Origin of the sequence: Desulfolutivibrio sulfodismutans DSM 3696 (assembly GCF_013376455.1) — a bacterium.
Classification (GTDB): domain Bacteria; phylum Desulfobacterota; class Desulfovibrionia; order Desulfovibrionales; family Desulfovibrionaceae; genus Desulfolutivibrio; species Desulfolutivibrio sulfodismutans.
Window position 1 is genome coordinate 2,868,985 of the sequence record NZ_CP045504.1, and the last position, 18,262, is coordinate 2,887,246.

The 18,262-nt window shown below is 52.0% G+C and carries 11 protein-coding genes; 8 read left to right on the forward strand and 3 right to left on the reverse strand.

Features of this window, described 5'->3' with window-relative positions:
* Positions 1-5: 5 nt before the first annotated feature.
* The 3 genes from aroC to cobA are packed head-to-tail and all read right to left on the reverse strand — an operon-like array spanning position 6 to position 3,289.
* Positions 6-1,064, reverse strand: a complete 1,059-nt coding sequence (gene aroC / locus GD606_RS13070; RefSeq protein WP_163301621.1) for a chorismate synthase — start codon at positions 1,062-1,064, stop codon at positions 6-8.
* Between the two features lie 15 nt (positions 1,065-1,079).
* Positions 1,080-1,760: a phosphoribosylglycinamide formyltransferase gene (gene purN, locus GD606_RS13075; RefSeq protein ID WP_163301620.1), complete on the reverse strand. Its 681-nt coding sequence runs from the start codon at positions 1,758-1,760 to the stop codon at positions 1,080-1,082.
* Positions 1,757-3,289, reverse strand: coding sequence for a uroporphyrinogen-III C-methyltransferase (gene cobA / locus GD606_RS13080; protein ID WP_163301619.1), 1,533 nt, complete (start codon positions 3,287-3,289; stop codon positions 1,757-1,759). Before cobA ends, purN begins: the two co-directional genes overlap by 4 nt.
* Positions 3,290-3,563: 274 nt before the next feature.
* On the opposite strand from cobA, the gene GD606_RS13085 reads away from it, so the two are divergent.
* The 8 genes from GD606_RS13085 (at position 3,564) to GD606_RS13120 (ending at position 18,257) form a co-directional block, all read left to right on the forward strand.
* On the forward strand, positions 3,564-3,926 hold the full coding sequence (locus GD606_RS13085) for a hypothetical protein (protein ID WP_163301618.1): 363 nt from the start codon (positions 3,564-3,566) through the stop codon (positions 3,924-3,926).
* Between the two features lie 45 nt (positions 3,927-3,971).
* Entirely contained in the window at positions 3,972-8,012 is a 4,041-nt protein-coding gene (locus tag GD606_RS13090; RefSeq protein WP_163301617.1) for an AsmA family protein, read from the forward strand.
* A 152-nt stretch (positions 8,013-8,164) separates the two neighbouring features.
* Positions 8,165-9,709, forward strand: a complete 1,545-nt coding sequence (locus GD606_RS13095; RefSeq protein ID WP_163301616.1) for a CgeB family protein — start codon at positions 8,165-8,167, stop codon at positions 9,707-9,709.
* 208 nt (positions 9,710-9,917) lie between these two features.
* Complete coding sequence (locus tag GD606_RS13100) at positions 9,918-11,228, forward strand: DnaA/Hda family protein (RefSeq protein WP_163301615.1); 1,311 nt, start codon at positions 9,918-9,920, stop codon at positions 11,226-11,228.
* Between the two features lie 217 nt (positions 11,229-11,445).
* Positions 11,446-12,609, forward strand: a complete 1,164-nt coding sequence (dnaN, locus tag GD606_RS13105; protein ID WP_163301614.1) for a DNA polymerase III subunit beta — start codon at positions 11,446-11,448, stop codon at positions 12,607-12,609.
* Positions 12,606-14,999: a DNA topoisomerase (ATP-hydrolyzing) subunit B gene (gene gyrB / locus GD606_RS13110; protein ID WP_163301613.1), complete on the forward strand. Its 2,394-nt coding sequence runs from the start codon at positions 12,606-12,608 to the stop codon at positions 14,997-14,999. Before dnaN ends, gyrB begins: the two co-directional genes overlap by 4 nt.
* A 37-nt stretch (positions 15,000-15,036) precedes the next feature.
* Positions 15,037-17,469 (forward strand): DNA gyrase subunit A, encoded by a 2,433-nt coding sequence (gyrA, locus tag GD606_RS13115; RefSeq protein WP_163301612.1) that lies wholly within the window; start codon positions 15,037-15,039, stop codon positions 17,467-17,469.
* Entirely contained in the window at positions 17,469-18,257 is a 789-nt protein-coding gene (locus GD606_RS13120) for a tetratricopeptide repeat protein (RefSeq protein ID WP_163301611.1), read from the forward strand. The genes gyrA and GD606_RS13120 overlap by 1 nt, the downstream gene beginning before the upstream one ends.
* Positions 18,258-18,262 lie beyond the last annotated feature (5 nt).

Genomic DNA, 18,262 nt, shown 5'->3' on the forward strand with positions numbered 1-18,262 from the left:
ATCCCTCAATCCATGCGCCGCTGCAACAGCAGAAAATCGGCCAGGGTCAGAAGCATCATGGCCTTCAGCACCGGCACGATGCGCGGGATGGCGCTGCGGTCGTGGCGGCCGCCCACGACGATGGTGGCCGGGTTGCCGTCCGTATCGATGGTGGGCTGGGGCCGGGCGATGGACGCAATGGGCTTGACCGCCGCACGGACCACGATGGGCCAGCCGCAGGAGATGCCGCCCAGGATGCCCCCGGCGTTGTTCGTGACCAGAGCCGTGCCCGCAGGAACCAGGGGGTCGTTGTTGTGCGAACCGGTCAGCCGGGCGGCGGCGAAACCCGCCCCGATCTCCACCCCCTTAACCGCGCCTACGCCCATAAACGCCGAGGCCAGCCGGGCGTCCAGCTTGTCGAAGACCGGCTCCCCGAGCCCGGCCGGAACCCCCGTGGCCGCAACCTCCACGATCCCGCCAAGGCTGTCGCCAGCGGAGACGGCCTCACGGGCGCGGGCTTCCCAGGCCGGAACCACCCCGTCTGTGGCCGCAAAAAAAGGGCGGGAAAGCGCCCCGTCATGATCCAATTCGGCCGCCGGGATGCCGCCAAGCTCCACGCAGCAGGCCGTCACCCGGATGCCCGACGTCGCCAGAAGCTCCTGGGCCACGGCCCCGCCGGCCACCCGGCAGGCCGTCTCCCGGCCCGAGGACCGGCCGCCGCCCCGGTGGTCGCGCAGGCCGTATTTGGCCTGGTAGGTCACATCGGCGTGTCCGGGCCGGAACAGATGCTTCAGGGCGTCGTAATCCGTGGAGCGCTGACAGGTGTTCTCGATCATGAACCCGATGGGGGTGCCGGTGGTGCGGCCCTCGAAGATTCCCGAGAGCAGGCGCACGGTGTCTGGCTCCTGGCGCGTGGTGGAGGTCAGCGAACCCCCGGGCTTGCGGCGGTCCAACTCGCGCTGGATCATCGCCTCAGCCAGGGGGATGCCCGCCGGGCAGCCGTCCACCACGCCGCCCAGGGCCGGGCCGTGGGACTCGCCAAACGTGGTCAGCCGGAAAACGCGTCCGAAGGTGTTGCCGCTCATGAGGGTATCCCGGGGCTAAAACCCCTGTTCCAGGGGCGGATTGACCAGGCAGGGACCAAGCCCGGACATGTCGGCCGGGGCGACGTCGGCCGGGGCCAGGCGCACATGGCGGCCGACGATGGACAACCGGCCGGTGCACAGCCAGTGGACGGCCTGGGGGAAGATACGGTGCTCCAGGGCCAGGATGCGCCCTCCCAGGGCCTTGCCGTCGTCTTCGGCATGGGCCGGGACCGCCGCCTGGATGACGATGGGGCCATGGTCCATTTTTTCGTCCACGAAATGCACGGTGCAGCCGGAGATCTTGACCCCGTGCCGGGCCGCGTCAGGCTGGCCATGCACCCCGGGGAAGCTCGGCAGGAGGGCCGGATGGATGTTCAGGATGCGCTGGGAAAAGGCCGTGACGAACCCCGGCCCCAGAATGCGCATGAACCCGGCCAGGACCACGACTTCGGCCCCGGATTTCCGTATGGCCGCCACCAGGGCGGTGTCGAAGGCCTCGCGGCAGGGGTAGGCCCCGTGCTCCACCACGGCCGTGGGGATGCCGCACTTGGCGGCCCGGGCCAAGCCGTAGGCGTCTCCCCGGTTGGAGAGCACCAGCCGGATATCCGCCGCCAAAACGCCCGCGGCGGCCTTGTCCAACATGGCCTGGAGGTTCGATCCGGAGCCGGAGATGAGGACCGCGACAGGGGTCTTCATGACGCGGCGTCCCGTTCGGCGGCGGCGTGCCGGGCCACGGCCCGGGCCAGGGCCGGGACGGTATATTCCCCGGCCGTGACCGCCGGAATAAAGCCGTACGTCTCCAGGGTCTTGGCCGTGATGGGCCCGATGACCGCGCAGGCCACGGCCGGGGTGAACTCCCGGAAGACCTGGGGCGGTATCTTGGCGAAGAAGTTGTCCACCGTGGAGGAGGAGGTGAAGGTCACATAGCGGATCTCGCCCGAGCGCATGGCCTCCAGAATCTCTTCGGGATCCTGGTCCACGGGCCGGGTGGCGTAGACCGGCAGCACCGTGACCGCCGCCCCGGCCTCGGCCAGTTTCTCGGGCAGCACCTCCCGGGCCTTTTCGGCCCTGGGAATGAGCACCTTTTTCCCGGCCACGCCCCGGGCCAAAAGCCCCTCCACCACGGACTCGGCCACGAATCGTTCGGGCAGAAAGTCGGCCCGGATGCCGCGCCCCGCCAGGGCGGCGGCCGTGGCCGGGCCGATAGCCCCGACCTTGGCCTGCCCGAAGGCCCGGGCGTCCAGTCCCTCGGCGGCCATGGCCGCGAAAAAGGCCTCCACGCCGTTGGCCGAGGTGAATATCACCCAGTCGTATCCGGAAAGCTCCCGGGCGGCGCGGCGCACCGGGGCGTCGTCGGAAAGCGGCGCGATCTCGATGGCCGGGAACTCGAAGCAGCAGGCCCCGTCATCTTCTAAAAGCCGCACCAGGTCGCTGGCCTGCTCCCGACTGCGGGTGACCACCACGCCTTTGCCCAAAAGCGGCCGCTTCTCGAACCAGGACAGCCGGTCCCGAAGCCGCACCACCTCGCCCACCACCAAAAGCGACGGCGCGGCGAACCCGGCGGCCTTGGCCTTCTCGGCGATGGAGCCCAGGTCGGCGGCCAGGGAACGATGGCGACAGGTGGTGCCCCAGCGCACCAGGGCGGCCGGGGTGGTGGCCGGGCGGCCGGCGCGCATAAGATTTTTGGCGATGTCCGGGAGGTTTTTCACCCCCATGAAAAAGACCAGGGTGGAGGCGGACCTGGCCAGGGCCTCCCAGTCATGGGCGCTCCCGGCTTTGGTGGGATCCTCATGCCCGGTGATGAAGCTCACGGACGAGGCATAGGCCCGGTGCGTCAGGGGGATGCCCGCATAGGCGGGCGCGGCCACGGCCGAGGTCACCCCGGGCACCACCTCGAAATCCACCCCGGCGTCGAGCAGTTCCTCGGCCTCCTCGGCCCCCCGGCCGAAGACATACGGGTCGCCGCCCTTTAAGCGGGCCACCACCTTGCCTTCCTTGGCCTTTTCCACCAGGAGCTGGTTGATCTGGTCCTGGGGCAGGGTATGGTCGCCGCCCTTTTTGCCCACGTAGAGGATCTGCGCGTCGGGGCGACAGAAGGACAGAAAGGACTTGTTGGCCAGATAGTCGTAGACCACCACGTCGGCCGTCTGCAGCACGGCCTTGGCCTTGAGGGTGAGCAGGCCCGGATCGCCGGGACCGGCGCCGAGCAGATAGACCTTGGGCATGTCGTTCCTTTTGGACGGATGGGGAATGATGGTCGGAAACCCGCGTTCCGGCCGGTTTCATGTACCGGCTTCCGGCCCGGCTGACAAGAACCGCCCAGACCAAAGCCCGAGGGCTGGCCGCAACCGTCGCAGACGGCCACCGCTTTGACTTTTCCCCCGGTTTGGGGGAAGGATCATGGGGTCTTGTAGAAAATCCGCCTGAGGCGACGCGCGCAAAGCTCCGGCCATTGTCGCCGACATCAGGCTGCGCGCCTGCAGGACGCGAAGAGGTGTCATGAACCATACCATACGCATTCTGCTCGGCACATTGCTGGTCGTGTTTCTGGCGTCGCCGCTTTGCGCCGAAGGGATGCTGCCTGACAGATTCCAGGGCGAGGTGGCCGTGTATCCCGGGGCCGTTATCGTCAAGGTGCTCGACTTTCCCAAGTCCGTGATGGTCCGGCTCAAGTCCCAGGACACGCCCGAGCGCATCGCGGCGTTTTACAAAACGGACATGGCCGCCAAGGGCTGGACCACCCAGGTGGCCGACGCCACCGCAACCGGGGCCTTCCTGGTCATGACCAAGGAGACGAGGCGCTTGATCGTGGAGGTTGAACGGGGACCGGACGCCACAAGCCTTTTCAACATCAGCCTGTAGCCGCCCCGACCTTGCCGCCGCCATGCGCCATGCGGATTTTCGCCCATGAGCACCCCTGCCAAACATTCCACTGACCCCGAGTTCGCACCAGCCAGGGGCGCGAACCTGCGTCGGCGTCTGCGTCTGGCCGCCCTGCTGGGCCTTGTGCTGGTGGCGGGCTTTTTCGCCCTGCCCCAGATCGTCGATTTGTCCCTTGGGCAGGATAAAATAAAGGAATACGCAGAATTATCCCTCTCCCAGGCCCTTGGCCGCAAGGTGACCGTGGGCGGGCAGGTGCGGCTGTCCTCTTTTCCGTGGATGATGCTGCACGCCGACGACCTGACGGTGGCCGACGCCCCGGGGTTCGGCTCCGAACCGTTTTTATCCGTGAACCGGGTCACGGTGGACATCCGGCTCCTGCCCCTTTTTTCCCGGATCATCATGCCCGGGGCCATCACCCTGATCAGCCCGACCATGCATCTCAAACGCGACGCCGCCGACCGCCCCAATTGGGAGGGGCTCCCTTTTTTCAGCGCCTCTGCAGCGCCGATGGAGGCTCTCGTCTCCCCGGAAAACGGAGACGCCCCGCCAAAGGCCGACGCGCCTTCGGGCTGGGAGGTGGTCCCCCTGCCCAGCGGCATCCGCATCCAGGACGCCATGGTCCACTATGATGACCGCCGCCGGGGGTTTTCCGGGGCGCTTCGCCACTTCACCCTGGCCACCGGGCGCGGCGAGCGTTTCGATTTTCACCTGTCCTTCGATGTCACCGGACTGGATCCGGCCGTGGAGGCCCAGATTCATGCCAAGGGCACGGCCGGTTTCGATGCCGAGCGCCTGAGCCTGTCCGTTGCGGACGCGCTCGTGGAGGCCACGTTGGCCGTTCCCGGCGACGAACGCTTTGCCAGCCCCGAAGGCGGCGAGCCCTGGCGCGTCACCCTGCGGGCCGCTGTGGACTGCGACACCGCTGCCGGGAGTCTTGCCGTGCGTGACCTCACGGCCGCCGCGCCCGATGCGCAGCTGACCGGAAACGTGGAACTGACCGGACTTATGGAGCATTTCCAGGCCACGGCATCCTTTGCCCTGCGCGCGGCGCTCAGCGGCCCCATGGGACAGGCGACGCAACTCGCGCCTTTGGCCGCCAAGACCGGGGAGAGCGTCCCCTCTGCCCCATCCGTTTCGCCCGACGGAAAAAAACGCTCCTTCCTGGATTTCTCCAGCCGTTTTTTACCTGCCAAGCCCCCCAGCCCCCTGGACGACCTGACCCTTACGGCCCAGCTTTCCGCCTCGGCGGATCGGATCAGCCTTGCGTCCGTAAGCCTGCATCTGCGGGACGCCTCCGTGACCGGGCGAGCCGACTACCAGTTTGGGCCGCGTCCCCGGCTGACGGCGGACCTTCAGGCCGTGGGCCTGAATCTGGACCGGATCCCCTGGGGATCCGGCGGGCAGGGCTTTGTCTTGCCCCTGTCGTTTTTGACAGACGCCTACGGCCGGATCACGCTTGACGCGCGCGACATGACGCTGGGCGGGGTGACCCTGCCCCAGGCCGCGCTCACGGCGGCATCCGAGAAGGGCCAGTTCCGCCTGTATCCCCTCTCGGCCATCACCCCCGAAGGCATCCTTGCGGCGGATGTCCGGGGCGAGGTCCGGGGCCAGGCCCTGGATGTGACCGCCGAGGCAGAAATCTCCCAGACCCCGCCGAATGGCCAGAAAACATCTTCCCGGCCCGTGCAGGCCACCACCCTGGTGCTTACGGGAACGGCCGAGGCCGCACGCGCCACGGGGAATCTCCAGTTGACCGCAAAAGACCCCCTTTCCGTCGCCCGGATTCTCGGCCAGTCCGAGGCGTCGGCATCCGCCATGGCCTCTCCCCCGGGACTCTCCTGCAAGGCCGCGTTCACACTGACTCCGGGACTTGACCGGATATGGGACCGGCTTGATTTCACAGGCCTTGAGGCCCGCCTGGGTCCGGATGTGATAAACGGCGGCGTGACCGTGAAAAATGGACCGGAAAAGACTGTTGAACTCGGCCTGCACCTGGAAACCCTGGAACCGGATCGCCTGGCTGCCCTGTGGGCAGCCATGGTTCCGGCAAAAAACGGCGCGACGGCCGATGGTGCGGCGACAAACCCGGGTCAGGCCGACCTGCCCGCCCTACCCGACATACCTGCGCTGATGGGCCGCATCTCCGTCGGCAAGGCCACGATTTCCGGTGTTGAGGCCAAAAATCTCACCGTCGAGGGGCAATACCGACAGGGCAAGGCCGAGGTGACCTCTCTTGGCGGCGATCTTTTCGGAGGCAAACTTTCTGGCCGCATGGAGGCCGGTCTGACCCCCGGCGCCAACCGCCTGGCGATCAACGCCACCCTGGCCGGCGCGGATTCCGGGGCGTTGACGAACCGTTTTCTCACCGGACCCTGCACCCTGCGCCTTGCGGCCGAGGCCGCCGGAGATTCCGTAGCGACCATGCTGTCGGCCTTGTCCGGCCGCGTTGAGGCCGAAATGAACCGGGATCTGAAACCCGGACGCAAAGCCGAAGACCTTCCCCTGGCCAAGATCAAGGCCGGGGTCGACTTCAAAGCCCAACACAACGGCGCGCCTGAGGCCGGGCGCGCTTTTGACCTGAACGCCAGCCTGACGGCTTCCGGCCCGGCCTCCCTGCGGGAGATCAAAGCCGATGCCCGGGGCGTGGCCTCTTATGGCAAAGACGCGGTGCAGATCGGCCAGGGAAAGCTCTCCGGCACGGCCACCCTGGCCATGCCTGCCGAGAAGGGCGAACGCAGCCTGGGTGTGGCCTTTGGCACGGAGTTCCACCTTGATCCGGGCAAAGGCGCTTTTTCCGCTCGCAACATCACCCTGGAGGCGGGTGGAACCAAGGGCACGGGAAAACTTGATAAAAAGGGACGCGACGAGGGCGGCAGGCTCTCAGGCGCTTTCGACTTTCCTGACATCAACCCTCGGGACCTACTGCCCGCCCTGGGCTTTTCCGCTCCGCCCCATGCCGCCAGCGATGATCTGCGACATGGCTCACTCACCTTTGTGGTTGCGGAAAACGCCGTCGGCACCGAAATCAAGGGCATTTCCCTGCATCTCGACGACATGCGGGCCACGGGGACAGTTTTGCTGCGAAGCGGCCTGGGCCGGCCGAAAATAGAACTGGACGTCACCCACCTGGATTTCGACCGCTACTTTCCTCCGCAACACGCCGAGCAAAAACCCGCCCCTGCGAACCAGGATGTGCCCATCGACCTTGCGGCCTTGCGCAGCTACGATGTGGAAGCACGTATCCGCTTCAATTTCCTTAAAAAAGGCAACTTGGTTTGGAAAAACGGCGTCACCAGTCTGTCCGCCCGGGGCGGTGTTTTTTCCGCCCGTCATGAGGCGGGGGAATTTTATGGCGGCCGTTTTCTGGCCGATCTCAAAGGCGACGCCCGCGACGTGGTGCTCAAGACATCCCTGGATCTTCAGATTGACGGCTTTGACGCCGCCACCTTCCTCAAGGAATGGGCCGAGGGCGACGTGCTGGCCTCGGGGGGCGCCACCTTCGTCTTGGCTTTCAAAAGTAACGGCCTCACGGAACGCGCCTTGCGCCGCAACATCTCCGGCTCCGCCCGCTTCCAGGTCACCCGGGGCGCCTTGAAGATCCGTGAATCCGGCAGCCCTCCCCCCTCGTCTGCTGGAACGGGCGCAACGGGCACAACGGGCGCAATGGGCGCGTCTGAGCACCAAACCGGACAGAGCGTCCCGGCCACCACGGCAACCAAGCCCGCAGCCGAGGCCAAGTTCGATCTTTTACCGTTCTCTGTTCTGTCATCCTCCTATGCAGTGCGCGAGGGGGTGGCCATCACCAATGATTTCCTCATTCAAGGCAAGGAAATGCGTGTTGACGGCGCCGGTTATGTCGATCTGCGCGACGAATCCATCGACCTTTCCGTGTCCGCGACCCTGGAAAGCGGCGCCAAGGTTCCAGCCACCATTCGGGGGCCCCTGGAAGATCCAAAACTGGAGATAGACCGTTCCAAACTCTTCGGTGACATGGTCTATCGCATTCTCAAGGGCATCATCACCATGCCTGGAAAGGCCTTGGGAAAAATCTTCAACGTCAATTGAACCCCATGGAGCAAGCGCCCTATTCCGCCACTGCCGTCAGCGATCCCGATTCCGGGATGCTTGTCGATGTGCTTTTGGAGGATGGGGGCAAGCGACGTCATTTTTGCGGCCGAGGCGGTGAATCGTCGCTTGAGGCGACCGTCCAGGAGGCCATGGCCGCTCGCGAAACCCCGGTTTTCGTCGGTTTCGGACTAGGGCGCGGACCTGTTGCGGCACTTACGTCCGGCGTCGGGCAGATTGTGGTTGTTGACCGCGAGACCCCGATACTGGACATCACCCTGCCCGCCACAGGCCTTGCCGGAGAGACCCGGCTGGCCATTGTTTCCGACCCTGATCCGGATTGCGCGGCCCAAACGGCCCTGGCGCTTCTTCCAGCGTCTTATGGCGGACGGGTCAGGGTCATCCTCCATCCGGCGTACCTCCGACTCAACCGCTCGTATTATCTTGAAGTCGCCAATCGATTGCGCGCCAGGGCTGTTTTCCGGCAACAGGTCGGCTATCCGAAGTTTTCCGGCGCAACACCCCGGGTGCTTCTGGTGCAAAGCGACTATTTCCTGGTTGCGGAAATCGCTGCGGCCTTGCATGCCCTCGAAATCCCTACCGCCTTTCTGCCGCTTACCGACCTGACGCGCGGCCAAACCACGTTCATTGAGGCGCTGTTGTCCGCTGTCGCCGATTTCCGGCCGGATTTTTTGTTGACCGTCAACCACCTGGGGATGGATCGCGAAGGCCGTCTCATGGAGCTCTTAGCCGAACTGAAACTCCCCCTGGCCTCCTGGTTCGTGGACAATCCCCACCTGATTCTTCACGATTTTCCCCGCCAGACCAGTTCGTGGTGTACGGTCTTTACCTGGGACCGGGACACGGTCGCGTCCCTGGCCGACATGGGTTTTTCCGACCCCGTTTTTCTTCCCTTGGCCACGGACCCCGGCCATTTCCATCCGACGCGCCCCTCGGATCGTCCACTTGAACCGGGCTGGACGACAGACGTTTCCTTTGTGGGCAGCTCCATGGTCCGCCAGGTCCGCGAACCCCTGGCCAAATTGGCGGGTTACTCCCGGCTTATCGGTGATTTGCAAGCCCTGGCCGCTAGTTTCGCGCAGCATGGCCATCGCCGTGTGGGGCGTTTTTTATCCGAGACCCGGCCGGATCTGCATGCCCTTTATCTCGCGCTTCCCGATGCTCGACATCGCCTGGATTTCGAGTTGCTCCTCACCTGGGAGGCCACGCGCCAGTACCGGACCCGCTGTGTGGCGGCCATACTGCCGTTTGCGCCGTGTATCGTGGGCGACCGAGGGTGGACCGAAACCCTTCCTTCTGATCCATCCTGGCGGATCCTGGCGCCTCTGGACTATTATCGCGATTTGCCTCGTTTCTACCCCTTATCCAAAGTCAGCCTCAATTGCACCAGCATGCAGATGAAGGGCGCCATCAATCAACGCGTTTTTGACGTCCCGGCCTGTGGCGGTTTTGTGCTCACTGATCGTCGCGAACAGCTACAACTTGCTTTTTCACCTGACGAAACAGCCTGCTATGATGACCCGGGCGAGATTACCAGCCTGGTCAGGTATTACCTGTCTCATCCCGCCGAACGGCGGCTCATTTCCAGCAAAGCTCGAAAACATATCCTGGCCAATCATACCTACCGCCATCGCCTGGGGGCCCTCCTTGACGTGATGGTAAAAAATTACTCTTAATTTACAAGCACTAAACCCTCATTCCGTCATGCGTCGCTTCCCAGTCCCGTGATGAGCTTGGGCTTGGCTTGTGCGGTAAATTCGGGTATGTTCCAATGGTTCGATCAAGGGTGGGAGGAACTCTTGATAGAATTCATTAACTCATGAATAACATTGCTTCTTTTTTTATCCTCTGAACCCGGCTTGCCTCTTTTCCATTGGACAAAACGTGCTCAAAAACGCCTTACGACAACATCTGTCGCGTGCCTGCCCTGAGCAGGATTTGAAGCGATGGTACGATCCTCTGGAAGTCGAGGTGATCGAACCTATTCAGGTTTTTTCTGTCGAATTTCCACATCCTTACTTCGCGCAGTGGTTTGGTCAGGGCATTCAAGATCTCTTCGAAAAAGAAGTTGGTCAGTTTATGGGCCCTGGTTATGTTATGCAGTATCATTGTCGAACTATAACAATGAACGGTATTAAAGAATCTCCTTTTACCGAAATTATCAGTCATATTGATTTTCCTTTTGGACATAGTTTTATTTTTGAAACATTTTTTGCAAATGAAAAAAATTTTTTCCCTTTATCATTAGCACGTGAAGTTGCTAATAATGCTATAATCAAATATAATCCTTTTATCATTTGCGGGTTTTCTGGTTCTGGGAAAACCCATCTTCTGCGGGCAATTGCAAATGATTTAAGCAGACGCAACGATAATAAAAAAATTTTTTACGGCACTCTTGATGATATAAAAAATATCTTTGAGGTAAAATTTCCTGGAAAACCCTATGAAGCAAGAAAGTATCTACAAGGCTTCGAATGGCTTTTCGTAGATGACTTTCAGTTGTTAAAAAAACATCTTGATCTTCAAGAAGAATTAACAATTCTCTTTAATATGTTTTATGATCGCAAAAAACAGATGGTTTTTAGCAGTTCTGAACGCATTTCCTCTTTTGATTTTCTCGATCCTACCTTGCGTTCCCGTTTGGAGTGGGGCTTGGTCGTCCACCTTAAGGAACCAGATCTTGATGTTCGTGTTGATTATACTGAAAATATCAACAAAAAAAATAAGCTTGGGTTGGATCACGACAAAATTCTTACTTTAGCGAGACGTTTTGAAAATATTCGTAAACTCCGCGGCGTATTGCTCAAGATCGATGCCTACCGGGCGCATATGCAGCGTGAACACCTTTCTGAAACAGAATTTCGCCGACTTATCCGGCAAAGTGACGAAAGAAAAGGGGCTAACCTTACTGCGGATCATATCGTTTCCGTGGCGGCCACCCATTTTCAGGTTGATATCAATGATATCATGGGAGCCAAGCGAAACAAAAATGTCGTGCTTGCCCGGCAGACAGCCATGGCTTTATGTCGTACACTTCTTGGCATGTCGTATCCCGCATTAGGGAAATATTTTGGCGGAAAAGATCACAGCACAGTTTTGTACTCTATAAAAAAAGTCACGCAATTACATGGTGTTAATGAGGATGCGAAAAAATTGTTCCAAACTTTGTTAAAAAAATGCCGACAACTCGCATAACGTGTCATTGCTGGGAATCGCTGACAGCAACGTTCCTTGAGTTTCTCTTTGATGTTACTTTTTTTTAACATAATTTCAGAGTGTTAGCTAATTTAAAAACATACGTGCCCTCACTATGACTATAACGAAAAAAAATTCTTAAAATTATATGATCAGATTGTTCATTTGACTTTTTATTGAAAACGTTTCTTTCGAAGATAACCGTAAGGAGTATTCCATGCATGTAAAAGTTTTCCGAAACGACATTATCGATGGATTACAAAAATCATCCAGCATTATTCCTGCCAAAACTGGAGCTGCTTTTCTCCGTACTCTTTGGCTTGAAGCAAAAAATGAATCATTAAGAATTTTTTCAACTGATTCAAGTCTAGAATTTACTGGTGAATATAATGCTATAATTCATGAAGAAGGCCTTGTTGGTGTTCAAGGAAAGAATTTTCATGAACTTATTCGCAAGCTGCCTTCAGGCGAAATTGGAATGCGGCTTGATATAACAACTGGAAATCTTATTATAACACAAGGAACCAGGAAATATAAACTACCTACTAGCGATAAAAGTTGGTTTCAAAATTTTTCCCCTTTTCCTGAGATTGGTGTAGCTGTTTGGTCGGGTGATTTTTTGCAAGAATTAATTGATCGTGTTACTTATTGCATAAGTGATGAAGACACTATGCAAGCGATGGCTTGTATGTATCTGAAACCAGAAAACATTGAATCTAAAGTTGAAGTTTGTGGTTTAAATGGGCATCAGTTTGCTCTTGTTGCATTTCTTAATGATGATATTTATGGTATGCTTCCTGGAGATGGCATTCTTATTCAAAAAAAATATGTTTCTGAACTTAAAAAATGGTTAACAGCCGACGAAATAGAACTGGCAATTAGTCAAAAGCGACTTTTTTTCAGAGGAACTGAAAAGAAAGAAACTTTCAGCTTACCTTTGAGTTATTATCAATTTCCAGATTACAGCTCTTTCCTTTCCAAACTTTCCCACGATGATACCTCTGTTCTTTCTATTAATAGAGATGAACTTTCTGATGCGTTAAATCGTGTAGCAATTTTTAATACAGAAACAAATCGGTGCGCTTATTTTCAATTTGAATCCGCTGGTGAACTGTCTTTGCGAAGTCAAGGTCAGGAATCAGGTGAAGCAAGTGAAATTTTAAGTGCGGAATATACTGGAAATTTGCGGCAAATTGCTTTTCCAACAAAAGACATCATCGATATTTTAAGTCATTTTAACTCTGATAAAATAACACTTACTTTGACAGGATCCGAAGGCCCTTGTGGCATAACTGGAACTGATGACCCGGATTACGTTGTCATTATTATGCCGATGAAAATTGTCGAAGAGACGTACTATAACGAGGAATATATCTCATGATTCAAAATGGCTCTGATAATACATATAATGCTGATAGTATTACTGTACTGGAAGGACTTTCTGCCGTTCGTAAACGTCCGGCTATGTACATTGGATCGACAGATTTACGAGGTCTTCATCATCTTGTTTATGAAGTTGTTGATAACTCTATTGATGAATCCATGGCTGGTTATTGTGATAGAATTTCAATTACTATTCATTTGGATAACAGTGTAACTATTAGTGATAATGGCCGAGGAATACCAGTAGATATTCATCCTAAAGAAGGAAAACCAGCTGTCGAAGTTGTTATGACAGTTCTTCACGCCGGTGGAAAATTTGATAACGATGCCTATAAGGTTTCTGGTGGATTGCATGGTGTCGGTGTTTCCGTTGTCAATGCTTTATCTGAATATCTCGAAGTCACAGTTAAGAGAAATAATAAACGTTATCAACAACGTTATGAACGTGGAATTCCTGTCACTTCTGTATCGTTGATCGGTGAATCTGAATCAACCGGCACAACTGTTCGTTTTCGAGCAGATGAAGAAATTTTTGAAACCTTACAGTTCTCTCATGATATCCTTAGAAAACGATTTGAAGAATTGGCCTATTTAAATAGCGGCCTTGAAATTGATTTTCGGGATGACCGGAACCAACAAAGGGAGACCTTTCACGTTGAAGGTGGGCTTAGTCAATTTGTTCGTGATTTGAATTCAGGCGAATCTGTCATCCATGATATAATTTCTGGTGAAGGTGAACTTGATAATGTTGTTGTACAATTTGCTTTGCAATATAATGCAAAGTACAAAGAAGATGTTTTAACATTCGCTAATAATATACGTACTCGCGAAGGTGGAAAACACTTAGAAGGTTTCCGTACAGCGTTAACACGTGCAATCAACACATACATTGAAAAGTCAGATCTCGCAAAAAAATATAAGCAGAAACTTTCTGGTGATGATGTCCGGGAAGGTCTTTCAGCAGTTATCAGCGTCAAACTTCCTCGACCCCAATTTGAAGGTCAGACTAAAACTAAACTTGGCAACAGCGAAGTAGCTGGTATTGTTTCAAAAATTATTTATGACAGCATAAATGTATTTTTTGAAGAAAATCCGAAAGATGCCAAAGCAATTGTTGAAAAGGCTGTTGATGCAGCCCGTGCGCGGGAAGCAGCTCGGAAAGCCAAAGAACTAGTCCGGCGCAAAGGCGCATTATCCGACCATTCGCTTCCAGGTAAATTGGCTGACTGCCAGAGTAAAAATCCTGAAGAAAGTGAACTTTACATTGTTGAGGGAGATTCCGCAGGTGGTTCCGCAAAACAGGGACGCGACCCTCGTTTCCAAGCTATTTTACCACTTCGAGGAAAAATTTTAAATGTTGAAAAAACTCGAATGGATAAAATGCTCGGAAATAAAGAAATTCGTGCTTTGATTACTGCTATGGGTTCAGGAATTGGTGATGATGAAAAAGATATTTCAAAACTTAGGTACCATAAGATTATAATTATGACAGATGCTGATGTTGATGGAGCACATATTAGAACATTACTTCTTACTTTTTTCTTTCGTCAATATCTAGAATTAATTGATGGAGGACATATTTATATTGCTCAACCTCCATTATATAGAGTTCACAAGGGTGATTTCGAAAGATACATAAAAGACGAAGAAGAAATGTCTTTATTTCTTTTAGGACGTATTGGTGAGGATCTTTCTGTCCAGATCGACGACAAAATATTTTTTGGGAATGATCTTACAAATATTATTTTGCAGATTCGGAATCTACAACTTCGCATTTCGGAAGCAGTTTCTTATGGTATTCCTGAATTACTATTGTTGAATCTTTTGAATTTTACAAGAAAAATTACATTAGAAGATTTTATAAATAATATAATTCCTTATGAAATTTTAAAATATCTTTCTGATAAAGGGTATTTAGTAGAATTTGAAGAACTAGTGGAAGACGATGAAAAACGAAACTATTTAATTTTCGAAAATTCCTGCCGTTCTCGTTTTCGTCTTGGTTTAGAATTTTTCCAATCAAAAGTTTATCGAAGGGCATTTGAAGCTTTTCATGAATTAAAAAATATTTGTAATAATTTTGAATTTATTTTGTCTAAAAAAGAAGAAAAACGCGAAATTCATGGATTATTCGAATTATATCAAGCTGTTATGGATGAAGCTCATAAAGGCATTCATATACAGCGTTATAAAGGTCTAGGTGAGATGAATCCTGAACAATTATGGAAAACAACTATGAATCCGGAAAATCGGACTTTTCTTAAGGTTAACGTTGATGATCTTTCTGAAGCTGGAGATATCTTTTCGGATCTTATGGGTGAAAAAGTTGAACCACGAAGAGAATTTATTGAACGCAATGCACTCAGTGTTCGTGAATTAGATATTTAGATTTTCAAGTAATGCTTTTTTTTACGAGGAGTGAAGAGTGAGTGAACTGATTAGTATAGAAACGGAACTTAAAAAGTCCTACCTTGAATATTCTCTGAGTGTTATCATTGGTCGGGCGATTCCTGACGTCCGTGATGGGCTTAAACCTGTTCACAGGCGTATTCTTTTTGCCATGCATGAACTTTCAAATTATTTCAATCGCCCATATAAAAAATCTGCTCGAGTTGTCGGTGATGTTATCGGTAAATATCATCCGCATGGTGACTCAGCCGTTTATGACGCTTTAGTTCGAATGGCTCAAGAATTTTCTATGCGTGATGTCCTTGTTGATGGCCAAGGCAACTTTGGATCTATTGATGGTGATGCCGCAGCGGCGATGCGTTATACCGAAGTGAGGATGTCTCGCCTTACGAGTGAATTTCTTGCTGATATTGAAAAAGAAACAGTTTCTTTTCGACCAAATTATGATAATTCATTGGAAGAACCAGAAGTTTTACCTACAAAGGTTCCAAATCTATTGTTAAATGGTTCTTCTGGTATTGCTGTTGGCATGGCTACAAATATTCCTCCACATAATCTCGGTGAATTATGTGATGGTTTGTTGTTACTTCTTGATAATCCCGACTGCGATGTTAAACAACTCATCAATTGTATCCCTGGACCTGATTTTCCCACTGGCGCTAGCATCCACGGTGGAAGAGGACTTCTTGAAGCATATACCACTGGCCGTGGGAGTATTCGAATTCGAGGCAAGGTTGAAGTTGAAGAAAGAAAAAAAGGTCATTTCTCGATTGTTATTCGCGAAATACCTTATGCATTAAATAAATCATCCCTCGTTGAAAAAATTGCAGCCCTTGTAAATGATCGCAAAATTGAAGGAATTTCTGATCTTCGAGATGAATCCGATCGTCGAGGAATCAGAGTAGTGATGGATCTCAAAAAAGGATTTATTCCCGATATAATTATTAATTCTCTTTATAAATTCACGCCACTTGAAAGTTCTTTCGGCATGAATATGCTTGTAGTTGCTGGCAATCGCCCAGCTTTATTAAATCTTAAACAAATTTTAGTATATTTTCTCAATCATCGCCGAGAAATAATTTTAGCCAGATCTCGTTTTGATCTCCGAAAATCTGAGGAGAGGGCTCATATTCTTGAAGGTTTAAAGATCGCGTTAGATAATATTGATGAGGTTGTTTCTCTTATTCGTGCTTCGAAAACACCCCCAGAGGCAAAAACTCGTTTAATTGAACGTTTTGGTCTTTCTGATCGTCAAGCACAAGCTATTTTAGAGATGCGTTTACAACGCCTCACCAATCTTGAAAGAGATAAATTACTTGAAGAATATGCTGAGCTTTTAAAGTTTATTGAATATCTTAAGAGTATTTTGGAGAATGAAGAAATTTTACTTGGTGTCATACGTGATGAAATAACTGAATTAAAACATAAATTTGCAACTCCTCGCCGTACTCAAATTCTTGAAGATTTAGATGGTATTGATATTTTAGATCTTATTCCTGATGATGAAGTTGTTATAACCCTTTCTAGACGTGGTTATATCAAACGTACCCGGATGGATAATTATCAACAACAAAAACGTGGAGGAAAAGGTATTGCCGGGGTTTTAACAGGGACAGATGATTTTGTGCAATCCTTTTGTACCACTTCCAATCATCAATCCTTGCTGTTGTTTACAAATCTCGGACGTATGTTTCTACTCCCTGTCCATCAAGTACCGGAAGGAGGCCGAACTGCCCGCGGTGCGCATATTGCCAATCTCCTTCCACTTGACAAAGAGGAGTTCATTGCGGCAGCCATGACTTTACGCGAGTTCGCCCAAGATCGACATTTTCTTTTTGTTACTAAACGAGGAATGGTTAAAAAATCCGCGGTAGAATTATATAAAAATTGTCGCAGTAGCGGTCTTATTGCTGTGACACTTCGTCCCACAGATGAATTACTTGTTGTTAAAGAGATTTCACCTGAGGCCGAGATATTATTAGCTACCAAAAATGGTCTTTCCATTCGTTTTAGAGCTCATGATGTAAGGCCCATGGGTCGAGCAGCATCGGGAGTACGTGGGATTGCTCTGCGCGGAGGAGATGAAGTGACGGCTGGAGTTATTTTCTCCGGTATGGAACGCACTGAAATGCTAGCCATATCTGCTAATGGATATGGTAAACGGACTTCTCTTGAGCATTATCCTTTGCGTAATCGTGGTGGACTTGGCGTAATTAACATGAAGGTTACTCCAAAAACAGGACCGGTCATTGGTGCTGCCATGGTCAAACCCGATGATGGTTTATTACTTCTTACTTCTGCAAATAAAATCATACGATTAAGCGTTGGAGATATCAGCACTGTTGGCCGAGCGACGCAAGGAGTCATGCTTGTTCGCATGGAAGAAGATGACACAGTCATAGGTTTTGATCTTGCTGAAAACGCTGAGTCTTTAGATTTGGAACAATAATGTTTTTTTTGCTGAGATTTTTTGTACTTTTTTTTCTTATTTTTTCTCTACAATGCTGTTCAAGTAACACCAATTCTGAATCTAATATTATACAAAACGCCAGAACGGCATTTTTAACAGGTGAGAATATAGCTGCTGAGAATTTCTATAAAAACTATCTAAAAGATTTTCCTAATGGTGAATATCGATTAGAAGCCTGGGAACGTATTTATGATATTACTGTAAATTTGAGAAAAGATAAGGTTAATGCTTTACCACTTCTTGATGCGATGCTTTTGGAATATGCAAATGATAAAAAATTATTACCTCAAATAATACAAAAATTAGCAAATTTATGTTCGGATTTATTTCAACATGAGAAATCAATTGAGTTATGGATTAAATACATTGAATTAGAAATACTTACTGACTCTCAAAGAAATCTTGCCAGATTGCAATTGTCAAAGGAATATTTATTGTTAAAAAACTTCGATTTAGCACTTCAAGTATTACGTATGTGCATTGATGATAAAGATTCTGAAGGTGTTTTTTCTTCATGTCAAATACAAGAAGCTCAAGTTCTATTTCGTATGAATCAATATGATGCAGCAATATTCTTACTTTTGTCTTTGCGTAGTAACTACCCAAAACAATCAAATATTTATCTTGATGCCACGTTTCTCCTTGGCGATATTTTTGAAATTTTACAGAATAAAACAAAAGCTATTGAAATGTATGAATCCATTTTGGAGTCGTATCCTAATACTCGGGCTGTAATAACTCGCCTTAATAATTTAAAATTAAATTAAGTTAT

What these genes read in the sequence shown, in the direction of transcription:
- aroC (WP_163301621.1), bottom strand. Translation starts at nt 1,064, where the DNA reads ATGAGCGGCAACACCTTCGGACGCGTTTTCCGGCTGACCACGTTTGGC.
- purN (WP_163301620.1), bottom strand. Translation starts at nt 1,760, where the DNA reads ATGAAGACCCCTGTCGCGGTCCTCATCTCCGGCTCCGGATCGAACCTC.
- cobA (WP_163301619.1), bottom strand. Translation starts at nt 3,289, where the DNA reads ATGCCCAAGGTCTATCTGCTCGGCGCCGGTCCCGGCGATCCGGGCCTG.
- GD606_RS13085 (WP_163301618.1), top strand. Translation starts at nt 3,564, where the DNA reads ATGAACCATACCATACGCATTCTGCTCGGCACATTGCTGGTCGTGTTT.
- GD606_RS13090 (WP_163301617.1), top strand. Translation starts at nt 3,972, where the DNA reads ATGAGCACCCCTGCCAAACATTCCACTGACCCCGAGTTCGCACCAGCC.
- GD606_RS13095 (WP_163301616.1), top strand. Translation starts at nt 8,165, where the DNA reads ATGGCCGCTCGCGAAACCCCGGTTTTCGTCGGTTTCGGACTAGGGCGC.
- dnaN (WP_163301614.1), top strand. Translation starts at nt 11,446, where the DNA reads ATGCATGTAAAAGTTTTCCGAAACGACATTATCGATGGATTACAAAAA.
- gyrB (WP_163301613.1), top strand. Translation starts at nt 12,606, where the DNA reads ATGATTCAAAATGGCTCTGATAATACATATAATGCTGATAGTATTACT.
- GD606_RS13120 (WP_163301611.1), top strand. Translation starts at nt 17,469, where the DNA reads ATGTTTTTTTTGCTGAGATTTTTTGTACTTTTTTTTCTTATTTTTTCT.